Annotated in this window: 13 protein-coding genes; 3 read left to right on the top strand and 10 right to left on the bottom strand. The window is 41.4% G+C overall.

Annotation, left to right across the window (positions count from 1 at the left end; translation table 11 throughout):
- Positions 1-59 precede the first annotated feature (59 nt).
- From GNE10_RS21515 to surE, 6 genes are all read right to left on the bottom strand, one after another.
- Positions 60-653: a cytochrome C gene (locus tag GNE10_RS21515; protein WP_185566903.1), complete on the bottom strand. Its 594-nt coding sequence runs from the start codon at positions 651-653 to the stop codon at positions 60-62.
- A 479-nt stretch (positions 654-1132) separates the two neighbouring features.
- Positions 1133-1930, bottom strand: a complete 798-nt coding sequence (locus GNE10_RS21510; RefSeq protein ID WP_185566902.1) for a bifunctional 2-polyprenyl-6-hydroxyphenol methylase/3-demethylubiquinol 3-O-methyltransferase UbiG — start codon at positions 1928-1930, stop codon at positions 1133-1135.
- Between the two features lie 260 nt (positions 1931-2190).
- Positions 2191-3099 carry a MoxR family ATPase gene (locus tag GNE10_RS21505; protein WP_185566901.1) on the bottom strand — a complete coding sequence of 303 codons (909 nt, stop codon included), beginning with the start codon at positions 3097-3099 and terminating at the stop codon, positions 2191-2193.
- 132 nt (positions 3100-3231) lie between these two features.
- Positions 3232-4311, bottom strand: coding sequence for a bifunctional riboflavin kinase/FAD synthetase (locus GNE10_RS21500; RefSeq protein ID WP_185566900.1), 1080 nt, complete (start codon positions 4309-4311; stop codon positions 3232-3234).
- A 206-nt stretch (positions 4312-4517) separates the two neighbouring features.
- Positions 4518-5414, bottom strand: coding sequence for an MBL fold metallo-hydrolase (locus GNE10_RS21495; RefSeq protein WP_099067081.1), 897 nt, complete (start codon positions 5412-5414; stop codon positions 4518-4520).
- A gap of 298 nt (positions 5415-5712) precedes the next feature.
- Positions 5713-6510, bottom strand: coding sequence for a 5'/3'-nucleotidase SurE (gene surE, locus GNE10_RS21490; protein ID WP_185566899.1), 798 nt, complete (start codon positions 6508-6510; stop codon positions 5713-5715).
- A 377-nt stretch (positions 6511-6887) separates the two neighbouring features.
- Between surE and pheS the strand changes: the two genes are divergently transcribed.
- Complete coding sequence (gene pheS / locus GNE10_RS21485; protein ID WP_099067083.1) at positions 6888-7880, top strand: phenylalanine--tRNA ligase subunit alpha; 993 nt, start codon at positions 6888-6890, stop codon at positions 7878-7880.
- Positions 7881-8107: 227 nt separating this feature from the next.
- On the opposite strand, the gene GNE10_RS21480 is transcribed toward pheS, so the two are convergent.
- Positions 8108-9046: a hypothetical protein gene (locus GNE10_RS21480; protein WP_185566898.1), complete on the bottom strand. Its 939-nt coding sequence runs from the start codon at positions 9044-9046 to the stop codon at positions 8108-8110.
- On the bottom strand, positions 8961-9194 hold the full coding sequence (locus tag GNE10_RS21475; RefSeq protein WP_185566897.1) for a hypothetical protein: 234 nt from the start codon (positions 9192-9194) through the stop codon (positions 8961-8963). Before GNE10_RS21475 ends, GNE10_RS21480 begins: the two co-directional genes overlap by 86 nt.
- A 239-nt stretch (positions 9195-9433) precedes the next feature.
- On the opposite strand from GNE10_RS21475, the gene GNE10_RS21470 reads away from it, so the two are divergent.
- Positions 9434-9727 carry a DUF433 domain-containing protein gene (locus GNE10_RS21470; RefSeq protein WP_099067084.1) on the top strand — a complete coding sequence of 98 codons (294 nt, stop codon included), beginning with the start codon at positions 9434-9436 and terminating at the stop codon, positions 9725-9727.
- Positions 9724-10068: a DUF5615 family PIN-like protein gene (locus GNE10_RS21465; RefSeq protein WP_185566896.1), complete on the top strand. Its 345-nt coding sequence runs from the start codon at positions 9724-9726 to the stop codon at positions 10066-10068. Before GNE10_RS21470 ends, GNE10_RS21465 begins: the two co-directional genes overlap by 4 nt.
- A gap of 65 nt (positions 10069-10133) precedes the next feature.
- Here GNE10_RS21465 and GNE10_RS21460 read toward each other — a convergent pair whose 3' ends face one another.
- Together GNE10_RS21460 and GNE10_RS21455 are read right to left on the bottom strand one after the other, a co-directional pair.
- Positions 10134-12023 carry a S9 family peptidase gene (locus tag GNE10_RS21460; RefSeq protein ID WP_185566895.1) on the bottom strand — a complete coding sequence of 630 codons (1890 nt, stop codon included), beginning with the start codon at positions 12021-12023 and terminating at the stop codon, positions 10134-10136.
- Positions 12024-12475: 452 nt separating this feature from the next.
- Complete coding sequence (locus GNE10_RS21455; RefSeq protein ID WP_185566894.1) at positions 12476-13918, bottom strand: ATP-dependent DNA helicase RecQ; 1443 nt, start codon at positions 13916-13918, stop codon at positions 12476-12478.
- Between the last annotated feature and the right edge of the window lie 304 nt (positions 13919-14222).

Genomic DNA, 14222 nt, shown 5'->3' with positions numbered 1-14222 from the left:
CCCCACCTCCCCATACTTCGGCTCCGCTCAGTACAAGTCTCCCCATCTCCTCATCCCCCTCATTTCTCCCACTCTCGACTAAGGCGACGGAAGTTGTAGTCACTAGCACTAGGATGACAACTGACACAACTGCCAATTTCTAGGGGACGTGGTAGCTTAATTCCAGGATGCAAAGCTTTGAAATAACGGGAATTATTCAAACGATAGGGTGTTTCTTCGTCGTTAAGTTGGACGCGGGAGAAAGTCAAAAGATATTTCCACACTAGAATCCGGGGCGGATCAACTAAAGGCCTGAGTTGTGTGCCGTAGTGCTGGGAGTCTTCCAGAAGATTTTTCCAAGTTTGGGTGGGAAAAACGGCTGGTGGTAAGGCGATGTGACATGTGGAGCAATTTTCTAAATACAGTTCTTGCCCTAATTGATATTGTGGAGGGATGACATCAACTGTGCCAATTTCGGCAGGAGGAGTGGCACTTTGGGCGTTAGTTACCAAAGCTAAAAGCCAGCCCATAGCTAGACTCCAGGTGATAATTACCAAAAGTAAACCGAAAAATTGACGTTTGAATTCCCGTTCGGCGCTTTGTTGTAGTACTTGACGTTGGCTTAGCGATCGCTTTTCGCCATTACGAAATTTCCACTTAACAAAAATTGACATTCCTCACATTCCCAGATTTCTAGAAGTGGCGCTTGTGTTAATCATAGGACTTACGGAGTATTAGAAGTGTTTCAAATTACGGTTAAGTAATTTTGCTCAAAGATATGGCGATCGCATTTTAGAGGTACATTAATCAAATTTAATCAAGATATTTTTACACTATAGTACTGCTGATTATACAAGAAAAAATTTCTTGGCAGTTCTTTAAGCTTACTCACTAAAAAAATCAGCTACAATATTGCGGATTTCATTTGCATGAATATCTTCTCTGTCAGATTTGGAATAAATTGTTAATAACAAAATACTTGTAGATGATTCAAGTTTATAAATTAATCGATAACCATAAATTTTACCTTTTTAGATATTAATATTGCATCATTGCCACCTCGACAATGAGCGGAACGTCCAAATCAAAAAGTATCTTTTTCCGTTATTTTAAGATATTGCTATTTGCAAATATGATTTAGTCTTTAATAAGATTACAATCGATGGGCTACATACAAAGTAGTTAAGTAACCTTTGGTAATTTCACCATTAAATTTAGTATCAATTAATTGGGCGATCGCATTAAAAAAACGCTCCTTTTTAAGGCTATCTAAATTTAAATGACCTGAGTAAGTATTTAAAAGTCCGAGATAATTTGCAGTGTTATACGTTGCATCCCATCGATAAGAGCGATATGTTACCTCACCAAACAAACCTGTTTGCTCAATCTCACCTGTTTTATTAGGAACTTTCTTCTCACGCAAAGGAGGCTCATCGTCTTTAACCAGTTCAGGAGCTAAACTTTGATATAGCTTTTGTACTTCTTCAAAGAAGCCATTACTAGCGTCACTATATACATGTTCATTCCAAAATAGCGCGATCGCTCCTTTAGATCTGAGGGCAAGAGCCGTTTTTTTGTAGGCAATAGTTGGGTCAAGCCAATGAAAAGCAGTTGCCGAAATCACTAAATCAAAAGCATTTTCTTCTATTACCCAATCCTCGAAAGGGGTATTACGCACTTCTACTTGCGAATAAGCAGCCAGGTTTTTTTGGGCAACTGTAGCGAGATTCTTACCCAACTCAATGCAAAGTATACGATAACCCAGACGTGCAAAAGGTACAGTTGCTTGACCAGTACCACAACCAATCTCTAATATCCTTCCTTCTGGATTGATTCTTGATAGAGACACCACATCGTCAAAAAGCGCCTCTGGATATCCTGGTCGTACTCGATCGTACAGCAGCGCCACTTGATTAAAAGTGGTTCTTAAGTGACTTCTATCATCTGTCATGAATTGGTTGTTATATCATAATTTGCTGTGTTTAATATTTTATACTCAGTTGTTCGCTTTCATCTCTTGTCTACCTCATTGTGTAAGAGATTCTAACACGCTCAAATCTAAAGGCGATCGGTAAATTATGAAAGCGATCGCAATTTTGTAGCTGGCTTTTCCTGGTAAACAAGGTGCGAAGGATGACTGTTATGAAGTAGCGCAAATAAATATCCTTCACACCAATAAATACAGTTACAAAGGTATCTGTAGGATTGTTTTTAAGGAATAGGAACTGAACGCAATAATCGCTCAACAACAGTTCTAGAATTGCGTCCTCCTCTAGGAATGAGGCGATGGCAAATAACGTAAGGCACGAGAAATTTCACATCATCGGGAATAGCATAATCACGCCCTAATAGAAAAGCTAGTGCTTGGGCAGCTCGTTGTAATGCTACAGTGCCACGGGGACTGACACCAAGGGCGATTTCCTCATCTTGGCGTGTCGCCCGCACCAATTCGAGAATGTACTGTTGCAAAGAAGTTGCCACTTTGACTTGAGAACAGAGAAAACGCAATTCTTGTACTTCTGCCAAGGTAATACAAGGCTGCAAATCAGTAACTTGAACACTATTTTGGAGATTTTGCAGCATCTGGAGTTCTTCTGACTCGGAAGGATAGCCCAAACTCAACGACAGCATAAACCTATCCATTTGTGCTTCTGGCAGGGGAAAAGTACCTTGGTACTCGATAGGGTTTTGAGTAGCGATAACAAAAAACGGTTGAGGAACTGTACGAGAGACACCATCCACTGTTACCTGATGTTCTTCCATAACTTCCAGCAACGCTGACTGAGTGCGGGGTGTGGCGCGGTTGATTTCGTCAGCAAGTAGTACATTGGCAAAAACTGGCCCAGGAAGAAAACTAAATTCACTGGTTTTGGGGTTCCAGATGTTCGTACCAGTGATGTCTGTTGGCAATAAATCAGGGGTACATTGTAGCCTTTGAAACTTGCCATCCACTGAACGAGCTAAAGATTTAGCAAGTAGGGTTTTACCAACACCAGGGACATCTTCTAAAAGGGCATGGCCACCACCTAGCAGCGCTACCAGCACTAAGCGTATTGCCTCAGTTTTACCAACAATGGCAAGAGCGAGATTTTGTGTTAAAGCGTCAATTTTTTCTCTCATGCGGTGTGGGGAATGGGGAATGGGGCATCGGGTATGGGAAATAGGAAGTGAGGAGTGGGGGAGATAAGGAAGCGGAACAGATGAATTAATAACCCATGCCCAATGCCCAATGCCCAATGCCCAATGCCCAATCTATTGTTCCCACTCAGCACTAAGAACTTGCCTAGCTGCTATGCAGTCAAGTTGAATTTGTGTTTTCAGGGCTTCGAGAGAAGGAAATTTTTGTTCGGGGCGTAAAAATTTGACTAGTTCTACAGCGAGTTGTTTACCATACAAATCGCCAGACCAATCGAACAAATGTACTTCCACAGATGTAGAAACACCGCTTACTGTTGGGCGGTTACCGATATTCATAACGCCTATGTTCTTGCTGGGGGATAAATCTGGTGTTTCACTGAGAGTGAAAATTCGCACAGCATAAACTCCTTGGCAGGGCAAAAACTTTTCTTTTGGTAGCTGGAGGTTAGCGGTGGGAAAGCCTATGGTTCTGCCCAATTGCTGTCCTTGAACGACTAAACCAAGGAGGGTGTAGGGGCGTCCTAGTAGGAGATTTGCGTTTTCGATATCCCCATGTTCAAGGGTTTGGCGGATGAATGAAGTGCTAATGCGGGCGTCCAGACTTGGAGTATTAATTGTGTGACTGCTTTGGCTAGAAAAGTCACCTGTATAAATTTGTAAGGGAACGATGGTGACAGGAATATTGTATTTGGCGGCAAGTAATTGCAAATCTTTAGCAGTACCACTGCGCTTTTTGCCAAAACAAAAATCTTCCCCAATACTAATTCGCTGGCATTGGAGTTGTTGGACGAGAATTTTTTCGACAAAGTCTTCAGGGGTCAAAGCAGATAATTCTTTGTCGAAGGGTAATAATACCAGTTGCTCTACTCCCAGCGATCGCAATTGTTGGACTTTTTCATCGAGTGGCGTTAACAAAGTCCGGGGTTGCCCCGTAAAAAACTCCTGTGGGTGGGGATGAAAGGTGACAACTGTCGAGTAAATATGTTGTTGATTTGTCAGTTGTGGACTTTCATGAGACTGTGGACTATCAGCTACTGACAACTGACCACCAGCGTGCAATATTGGCTCAATTACCCTTTGATGACCGAGATGTACGCCATCAAATTTGCCAAGTGCAACAGCAGTCGGCGTTAGTAGCCCTTCGCTGGAAGAGGCAACCCACACAGAACACCCATTTTGAGACAAATTTAGCACGTGGATTTTGAGATTTTAGGTTTATTTAAGCTATCAGTCATTTAGTCATCAGTCATTAGTCATTGGTCATTAGTGAATAACCAATGCCCTATGCCCCATGCCATGTTTGGTCAATGACTAAGCCATAGCCAACAGGTACAATTTTCTGCTGAAAGCTTCTGATCACCAATCTAATCTAAAATCTACAATTGATTCGATCGCAACCTTTAGACAGAAAACTTGCTAACAGGAAAAGATTCTGATAAGGAAGCTGAGGTGGAAACTTGGAGTATGATTCCTTCCCGTGCCATGATAGCACCAGGGAATTTTGCAGCTGCTTGTTTTCCTACGCGATCTAAAAAGTCATCATTGTGGGCTGGGTCATGGTGATAAATTACCAAAGTTTTGACATTAGCCGCTTGTGCTACTTTCACAGCTTCTTGCCAGGTTGAATGTCCCCAGCCAATTTTTGGGGATGTGGGCGAGTGATATTCTTCGTCAGTGTAGGTGGAATCGTAAATTAAAATATCGGCATTACGAGCCAGCCAAAGCACATTTTCGTCGAGTCGGTCAGGAAAATGTTCGGTATCAGTAATATAAACAGCAGCACCATCGCGCCAATTGACTCGATATCCTACGGCTTCACCCGGATGATTTAAAGGTGCTGTTTCCACGTTAATATCATCGATATTTATTGGTTGCCCCGGTCGAATATCATGGAAACTTAAATTGGCTTGCATGATTTGTAAGGGCACTGGAAAATTCGGGTGCAGCATCTGGTCGTTGAGGCGCTGTTCTATGGTAGAACCATCAGGAGCGATGGCACCGTAAATATGAAAGTCATTCCCCCTAACAAACCCTGGAACAAAGAAGGGAAAACCCTGCATATGATCCCAGTGGGAATGGGTGAAAAATATATGAGCTTCTAATGGCATCTGGCGCAATAAAGATTGCCCCAAAACATGTAATCCCGTGCCACCATCGAAAATTAAGCGTTTACCGCCCACTTGCATCTCAACGCAAGGGGTATTACCGCCGTAGCGAACGGTGTGTGGCCCTGGACTGGGGATGCTGCCGCGAACCCCCCAAAATTGCACGGTAAATTGATTCTCTATCCTAGACATGGGTGTTGCTTGCTGGACTGAGCGGGCGATAAATGAAAAAATTGTTACTTGTTTGGTTTAAGTTTATGCTGTCTGGCCAAATTTGTTTGGGATGGGATTAAAGGGAAGATTTCTTGGTAAAACAGCATACCCTGTTTCTGGCTGATTGTGTAAATATCGATGAGGTACTCTAGGCTATGATTTTCAACTTTTTTAGATGTATGTGTATCCGTTATCTCAAGGGTGCCCCTAAGTTATAGCCTACATTTTCATGCGATGCATTTAATTAATTCCAATTCTTTCCTAATAATTCAATAGTTCAGGGAAATTTGAATTGCCATTGAGATAATTTATCTATTCCAGTTGCGTAGGTCAGATTGTACTGTAAGGGAGTTACACTGATGTAGTTATTACGTACAACATGTACGTCTGTGGGTACATTTTGTGGTAAATTTAAGCCAATTGGTGGTTCCACATCTTCAATGACTTCTCCAGTTAACCAGTAGTAAGTTTTTCCACGAGGATCGACTCGTTTATCGAATACATCTATGTAACGCCGCACTCCTTGACGGGTGAGTGTTACTCCAGCAATTTCTTCCCACTCAACAGCAGGAATATTGACATTAAGTAACATCAAATCTGGCAGTGGTTTTTCGGCTAACTGGTCTAGGAGAATTTTGGCAAACTTAGCAGCAGGTTGAAAGTTTTTTGAGGTACGGCTGGTAAGACTCATAGCTATACTGGGAATGCCTTCAATTAAACCTTCCATTGCCGCAGAAACAGTACCAGAATATAAAATTTCTGTTCCTAAATTGGCACCTTGATTGATGCCAGAGAGAACGAAATCTGGGGGAGTCTCCAGCAAAGCCCACAGCGCCAATTTGACGCAATCTGAAGGCGTACCATCGCAAGCCCAAGCTTTCACAGCCGGATCGAAAAATGATTCCACAATTTCGGCGCGAATTGGCTGGTGCATAGTTAATCCATGTCCAGTAGCCGATCGCTCTCGGTCTGGACAAACTACCGTGACATCATGGCCTGCTTGTGCTAAATAGTTAGCAAGGGTACGAATACCTACAGCAGAAATACCATCATCGTTGCTAATTAGTAATTTCATAGACATTGGTCATTGGTCATTTGTCATTAGTTATTTGTCATTGGTCATTAGTCATTTGTCAATGGCAGTCATCACAAGTATCAAGCAACGAAACTCCAAAAAATAAATTATTGCCCTTGGGGTCGTTGACTGCTGAGTGTCAACAGTGGACTTCTTGCAGAAGTCGGGGAAAGGGGAAAGGTTAAAGGGGAAAGGGATAGATTTTTCCTTTTCTCTACCTCTTGCAAAAGATACTTTTGCAAGAGGTCTAGTCTTCTGTGGAATATTTTTTTATTTGGAAGTCTCTAATGCATGGGTATAACTTTATTTATCGAGCAGTTCACAGCTTTTGACTATAGACTAATGACTAATGACCAATGACCAATGACTAATGACTAATGACTAGCAATTTAGAAGCTCAACTTTTAGCACTGCGGCACCAAGGAGAACAAGCGATCGCCGCTGCTGATACCTTAGAACGTCTAGAAGAACTCAGAGTTAGCTATTTGGGCAAAAAAGGGGAACTAGGGGCGCTGTTGCGGAGTATGGGGCAACTGAGTGCAGAGGAACGACCGATTATTGGCGCGATCGCCAATACAGTCAAAGAGTCCCTGCAAACTAGTCTAGACCAGCAACGCGCCGCCCTGGAAGCCGCACAAATTCGCTCCCAGCTAGAGGCTGAAACTCTCGATGTCAGTATGCCGGGAATTTACCGCCCCCAAGGTCGGATTCATCCCCTGAATGGCATTATTGACCGGGCGCTGGATATCTTTGTCGGTATGGGCTACACCGTGGCTCAAGGCCCAGAGATGGAAACAGATTACTACAATTTCGAGGCGCTTAATACCCCGCCCGACCATCCAGCGCGTGATATGCAGGATACTTTTTACCTGCCAGATGGCAATCTGCTACGGACTCACACTTCGTCAGTGCAAATTCGCTATATGGAAAGAGAGGAACCACCAATTCGGGTTGTGGCTCCAGGGCGAGTTTATCGGCGAGATAATGTAGATGCCACCCACTCAGCAGTTTTCCATCAAATAGAACTTTTAGCCATTGATGAAGGATTAACTTTTACTGACCTTAAAGGCACAATTAAGGTATTTTTACAATCAATATTTGGCGATTTACCGATTCGCTTCCGCGCCAGTTATTTCCCGTTTACAGAACCTTCGGCTGAAGTCGATTTGCAATGGAATGGTCGGTGGCTGGAAGTGATGGGTTGCGGTATGGTCGATCCAAATGTATTGAAATCGGTGGGTTATGACCCAGAAATTTATACTGGGTTTGCTGCGGGTTTTGGTGTAGAACGCTTTGCAATGGTATTACATCAAATTGATGATATTCGTCGTTTATATGCCAGCGATTTACGGTTTTTGCAACAATTTTAAGTAAGCGATCGCTTTAAAAACAGCAGGCGCATACTAAATATTTTGCAAAACTTAATTACATAACAAGAGAACCACAGATAAATACTGATGAACTATCTGTGGTTTTGAATAATAAATTGGGATTGATGAATTTGGTAAACTATCAGTACGTAACTTCTGCTGACGTAATATGACTGCGATCGCTGGCAAATATCTAACGCTTGAGGAATATTTGAAATATGATTTTTTTAGATATGTATTTCCGTATAGATTGCTAATGGGTCGATGACTGTTTGAACTTCTCCTGCCATTTGAGTCCATAAGTCAGCCATGTTTAAAGTTCCTGCCAATCCAGGAAATGTAGTTTGTTCTATTCTTCGTTTTGGTACAAATCCAACAATAGTTGTTTCTACATCCCCCGGCATTACGTATGTTGAACGTAGTTGATCTTTTGTAATGCATAAATTTTCAACATTAAGAGAGCTAATTAAAATTGAATCTCCTATTTTCGTGTGCAAAGTAATTTCACCTAGTGAGAATAATTTCACTGTTTGCAATATTAGTTTCATTGCATCTGCTTGCAATGCTTCTTCTGGAAGAGAATTATTGGCTATCACATTTCCAAATTCATCAAAAATTTTTAGTAACGAATTCCAATCAAAAAATTTTGATGTTCCCGTAATTTTAATTAAAGATGCATACTGTTTTAATTGCTCTTCATGAAAAATTTCTTTTAAAATACCTTTTGTAATTAATTCTTTTTCAAATATTAAATAAGTGTTATGATAATCAATTTTATCTTGTGAAAAGCTTTCCGATGATTCGTCCGTTACTGTTTTTGCACCTTCTTTATATCCTTCTTTTTTAGTGATCTTATCATTTCCTTTCCCTGATACTCCCCCCATAAGGTTCTTTGGCCCTAGAGTAAACTCTATATCTCTTGCTTCTTCTTCTATTTTTTCCGTATATCTCTCTCCATGTACATCAGCAGTTTTATTTCCTAAATTCTCTGTTAATCTTCTTATTTGAATTATTCCATCTTCCAATTGAGATGAATATGAATTTAGACGGTTTCTATCTAGATAAATAAAGTGTTTTAGACTAATACCGCTTCCATTGTTTTCTGATTTCTTCTCTTCTTGCTTCGCGTTTAATCTCTGCTTGTAAGGTTCGCTCTTCTTCTTCATTCTCATTATTTTCAATTATTGAATTTAATTCTTCTGAGGCTTGTTCTAACTTTGGTTTTGATATTTGTTTTAATTCTTTAGTAATTTTTTGAGTCAGTTCCACTGCTGACTGAATCTTTTTATCTAATTCACTGGGTTCGGAGGACATTATTATTCGCCCCGCTACTTGCAGACTATTTTAATTTATTTTATCCATTTTTAGCTAAAATTTTAATTTATTCTTCTGAAAACCGATTGTAGCAAAGTCGTGGTTAAGCTCTGTAACTGTTATCTACATTGGTTAAACTAGCCTAAAAATCAATAGTTATTTTATTTAAAGAGAACTCAAAATAATACTAACTATTGGTAAACTAGAGGCAACACCAGTTCCGCTGACTGATTGGTTCTATGTTTGCTGAAACCTCGTCGCGTTACGTTACCCGTAACCCTGAAATTTTGAGTGGAGAGCCGATTATTATAGGTACTCGGACATCTGTTCGTGCCATTGTCGGTTTGTGGCGATTGGGGATTATGCCAGAAGAAATCCTGAACCATTTGCCACATCTAACCCTGGCACAAGTGTTTGATGCCTTGAGTTTTTATCTCGATCATCAAGCCGAGATTAATGAATACATTGAGCGAAACCGAGTACCTGATGAATTAATACATCCATCTGTAAAAGCTATATTGGGCAAATCGTGACAGTCTATGCTGCACTTTACAGCGATGAGGACATGTCAGCGTTGGTTGCTACGCTGTTACGCTCACGCGGTCTGGATGTTACAACTGTTCCCGAACAAGCAACCCTCGGCAAAACTGACCGCGAGCAACTGGAATTTGCAAGTTCTATGAGCAGATGTATCCTGACACATAACCGTGTCGATTTTGAGCGGTTGCATCTCCAGTATATAGAGGAGAATAAAGAACATTTTGGAATTATCGTTGTGCCTCAAAAAAATGCTTATGAAGTCGCGCAACGGATTGGTATTCTGGTAAGCACACTAACGGCTGATGAAATTAGAAATCAGTTGTTATATGTATGAATTTTTCTCAGATTAAAAATATTCAGGTGGTCGGTGAATTAACACTAACCACCATGCATGAGGTTTTATTTAACTATTCCTGAATGACCTGGAATATCTGTCAACGGTTCAAATCTGCCACCTAAATATTTGGCGAGAAATTCTTCAGCGATCGCAAAAAAATGCAAACGATTTTCTGGTCTGGCAAAACCATGTCCTTCGTCGGGGTAAAGTACATATTTCACTGGTAAACCAGCTTGTTGCATTGCGTTGACAATTTGGTCGCTTTCTGCCTGTTTAACTCGCGGATCGTTGGCACCTTGACCGATGAGTAAAGGTTTTTGAATTTTGTCAACGAAAAATAAAGGCGATCGCGATTTCAAAAATTCTGCTTCTGTTTCTAAATTACCAACTCGGTGATAAAACATCGCCTTGAGTGGTTCCCAATAAGGCGGGATAGTTTGTACCAAAGTCATCAAGTTACTGGGGCCGACAATATCCACGCCAGCAGCAAAAACTTCTGGTGTAAAAGTCAATCCCACTAGAGTTGCGTAACCACCATAAGAACCGCCCATAATTGCAATCTTCTGGGGGTCAGAAATACCTTTTTCTAATAACCAGTTAACAGCGTCAATCAAATCATCGTGCATTTTAGCAGCCCATTCCCTGTTTCCAGCATTCAGGAATGCTTTACCATAACCAGTGGAACCCCGAAAATTGACTTGCAGAACGGCGTAACCCCGGTTAGCTAGCCATTGGGCTTCCGGATCTAAACCCCACGTATCCCGCGCCCAAGGGCCGCCGTGAACCAGCAGTACTGTTGGTAAATTTTCGCTGGGTATACCCACAGGAGTTGTCAGGTAACCGTGGATAGTCAAACCATCCCGCGCCTCGTAGGAAATCGGTTGCATTGAAGCTAACTGCAACCCTTCGAGTTTGGGTTGGTTGCTAAAAAGGAAAGTGCTAGTTTTTGACTCTCGGTTATAGGCATTGTAATAAACTGGGCCATCATCAGTGTTATAAGCCACTAGCCAGTTTTTATCTTCTAAGTCGCGGCTAACTAAAGAGAACTCCCCAGGACGCACCTTGGCGATTTCTGCAAAATCAGCGGCGATACTTTCGTCAATTACCTGCCACTCCTGTTTATCTTTGTAGAAAGAAACTGCTTGGATAACTCGTGTTACAGGCTGAATGACTATCCCCATAACATCATACTGCTCATCTTGGGCGATCGCTGTTTCTTCACGGGTATCTAAGTCAACAGCTAGCAGACGTTGGGCGTTAGCATCGTGACTGCCTTCAATATAAAGTGTTTTGCCATCAGCCGAGAAGCTAACAGAATTCCCTTGTTCTTCTAGTCCCCAGTGACGGAGAACATCCCACTCTTTATCCGTGGTTTCCCGTAATAACAAATCGTAACCACCATCAGGAGTACTAGCTATTGCTGCACGTACTTGGAAATCAGCATCCGCTGTCCAACTGATAATATTACCTGGATTGTCAGTGTCGAATTCTACTGCACCATTTTTTAAGTCGATCCGGTAAACATCGAACTTTTGCGGATTGTTCAAGTTCAAACCTACTAATACTTGGTCTGGAAACTTGGGTTCTATATCTACAAAGCCTACTTTTACACCCTGAAATGGTGTTAAATCACGCACAATCTTTGAGTCAGTATTAACTAAGTAGAGGTGGAAGTTTTCATCACCGTCTGAGTCCTGCATGTAAATCAACTCATTGGTGTTATAAGTCCAAAAAAAAGCGCGAATACCTCGTTTTTTATCCGCAGTGAGTATTTGGTCGTCTTCTTGTCCCACAGTTCGCAACCATACTTGCAAAACATTTTGTTCATTGGGGGCGATGTATGCCAAATATTTGCCGTCTGGCGATAGTCTTGGGCTAGTTTTTTCAGGATTTCCAAAGAGAATTTCACGTAAAATCAAGGGTGGTAGTGAAGTTGCTGTTGCAGATGACATATTTTTATCCTCTAGTTAAGTGAATAATTTCTAATTCATAATTCGTAATTGGTAATTCGTAATTAATTTATTATAGTTTCAGCCCTTAATTGGGTAATGACTCAAAATAACCATTTTTCGTGGTTTTCAGTCAGGGGATTAATCTCGTGGAGTAGCAATTACGAATTATCTTGACTACCCTATTGTCACTTGCTGGTAAAAATGATAATTCATCCGATTGGGTGAACCTAGTAGTCTGCCAACCCAAAAATGTTAGGTGGAGGTTGGGTAAAGGTTAAAGGGTAAAGGGAAAGGGATAAAAAGCTTTTCCCTTTCCCCTTTGCCCTTTAAAGAACCAAGTTGCCTTGGCCTACTACTAACCGGGAGAATTGCATCAAAGAGGGGAGACGCGATAAATCGCCTTCTCTACAAGTATTTTGGTCTTATCTGAACTGTATTGTGATAAACCAACGTTAACGACAATTATCGCAATGTCCGCAACGCCAGTTGGCTGCGTCTTTACCAAAACCAAAGGCGTTTAACAAAAACTGCCAACGACACTGCTTGCTTGTGAGATATTGATGCATTTGTTTGGCGGCGTGTAATTGCGTCGCTGGCTGATGTTTCGCTTTTTCTTCAATAGTGTAGTGAAAAGGGTCAAGCCAGTTTAGTTGACCGTTACTATGGAGTAAAGCCAAGGCTGTAGCAGCTTCGGGAAATTGTCGAGTTACTTGGTTTACTTCTCCCTGTTTTGGTAATTTTTTCATCAGTTGCTGCGCTATTTGTTGTTGCGATCGCATTTGTTCTTGAAAAAACTGCTGTCTTTGCTTATCTTCAGGATCTAACCACCCTGTTGGTTCACTCACCAGTGTCAAGGCTTCGGCTGGTTTTCCGTCCCTTCCTGCGCGCCCTATTTCTTGCACATATTCTGAAAGCAGATGTGGCGGCTGAAAATGCACAACCCACCGCACATTACTTTTGTTAATCCCCATTCCGAACGCACAGGTGCAAACCACAAATGGCATTTTACCACTCAACCAACTAGCTTCCACTGCACGGCGTTCTGTTGCACCCAACCCTGCATGGTAACTCGCCGTGGCATAACCCATGTCTGCTAACCATTTGGCTAAATCTTCACTATCTCGCCGAGTGCGGACATAAACTAATCCCGATTGTTGCGGTCTATTTTGAATAAATTTTAATAATTGTTGTTTCCTACCTCTTGGCGTCCAAGCAATGCGAACGCTGGGATGCAAATTAGAACGGTAAGGATTGAGGCGAAAAATCTCTGGTTGCTGTAATTGTAAAACTGTTTGAATAGTTTTTTGGGCTAAGGGGTCAGCAGTGGCGGTAAAAGCTGCAATGCAGATTTTTGTTCCTGGTGGTTTTGATTTGAGCAATGCCGGACGTACTGCCCCTAATCTGCGGTAAGCTGGGCGAAAAGTATCACCCCACTGCACTAAACAATGAGCTTCGTCCAAAATCAAACCATTAATTTGCAATTGCGGCTGAGTTAATCTTTCCCACACTGGCACACTCAACAAAGTTTCTGGCGATAAATACAACAATCTTAGCTGCTGTCTCTCCAAAGCTTGCAGAGTTGCACGGCGTTGAGATGAAGGTAATTCACTATGCAAAAGTGCCGCTTTTTGGTGGTTTTCTCGTAGTTCCTGTACTTGATTTTCCATCAACGCCACCAAGGGAGAAACTACTAAAGTTAATCCTGTTTGTAGCAGTGCGGGAAGTTGAAAACAAATTGACTTACCTCCCCCTGTGGGCATAATAATCAGCGCATCTTTTTCGGCTAACAAACTGCTGACAATTTCTCCCTGTGGCGGACGGAAATCTTCATAACCCCAAATCTTTTTAAAAGTAGCGAGAACTTCTTGCCAAGATTTTGTTGTCGGCTGATTCATAATCAATACTAGATGCACCCATATTCTTAAACACTGAATATAGCTTCTGCTTTGCAGCTAATGGTTCAGTAATTTCATCATTTAGATATTGCAACCCATTGAGTGCAATAATGAATTATATAGCGATACTAAATTGTTTGCGAACATCTTCTTTCTTATCTTTCTTTGTGTACTTAGCGTACTTTGCGGTTCGTTATCATAATTTTTGTTCGCGACCTATCTGGTATGACTGTAATTATTTTTTATTTATTAGACTGAGATATGAACGAAGACTTAAAACATAGATTTTATATAAATACTGATA

The sequence above is a fragment of the Nostoc sp. 2RC genome (genome assembly GCF_014222165.1).
Lineage (GTDB): Bacteria > Cyanobacteriota > Cyanobacteriia > Cyanobacteriales > Nostocaceae > Nostoc > Nostoc linckia.
The sequence above is the reverse complement of the archived record's forward strand: the minus strand, read 5'-3'. Positions and strand labels throughout refer to the sequence as shown.

Coding starts and splice junctions, on each gene's coding strand:
- GNE10_RS21470 (WP_099067084.1), top strand. CDS start 9,434: ATGTTTGCTGAAACCTCGTCGCGTTACGTTACCCGTAACCCTGAAATT.
- GNE10_RS21515 (WP_185566903.1), bottom strand. CDS start 653: ATGTCAATTTTTGTTAAGTGGAAATTTCGTAATGGCGAAAAGCGATCG.
- GNE10_RS21495 (WP_099067081.1), bottom strand. CDS start 5,414: ATGTCTAGGATAGAGAATCAATTTACCGTGCAATTTTGGGGGGTTCGC.
- GNE10_RS21460 (WP_185566895.1), bottom strand. CDS start 12,023: ATGTCATCTGCAACAGCAACTTCACTACCACCCTTGATTTTACGTGAA.
- GNE10_RS21505 (WP_185566901.1), bottom strand. CDS start 3,099: ATGAGAGAAAAAATTGACGCTTTAACACAAAATCTCGCTCTTGCCATT.
- pheS (WP_099067083.1), top strand. CDS start 6,888: ATGACTAGCAATTTAGAAGCTCAACTTTTAGCACTGCGGCACCAAGGA.
- GNE10_RS21510 (WP_185566902.1), bottom strand. CDS start 1,930: ATGACAGATGATAGAAGTCACTTAAGAACCACTTTTAATCAAGTGGCG.
- GNE10_RS21480 (WP_185566898.1), bottom strand. CDS start 9,046: ATGAAGAAGAAGAGCGAACCTTACAAGCAGAGATTAAACGCGAAGCAA.
- surE (WP_185566899.1), bottom strand. CDS start 6,510: ATGAAATTACTAATTAGCAACGATGATGGTATTTCTGCTGTAGGTATT.
- GNE10_RS21455 (WP_185566894.1), bottom strand. CDS start 13,918: ATGAATCAGCCGACAACAAAATCTTGGCAAGAAGTTCTCGCTACTTTT.
- GNE10_RS21475 (WP_185566897.1), bottom strand. CDS start 9,194: ATGTCCTCCGAACCCAGTGAATTAGATAAAAAGATTCAGTCAGCAGTG.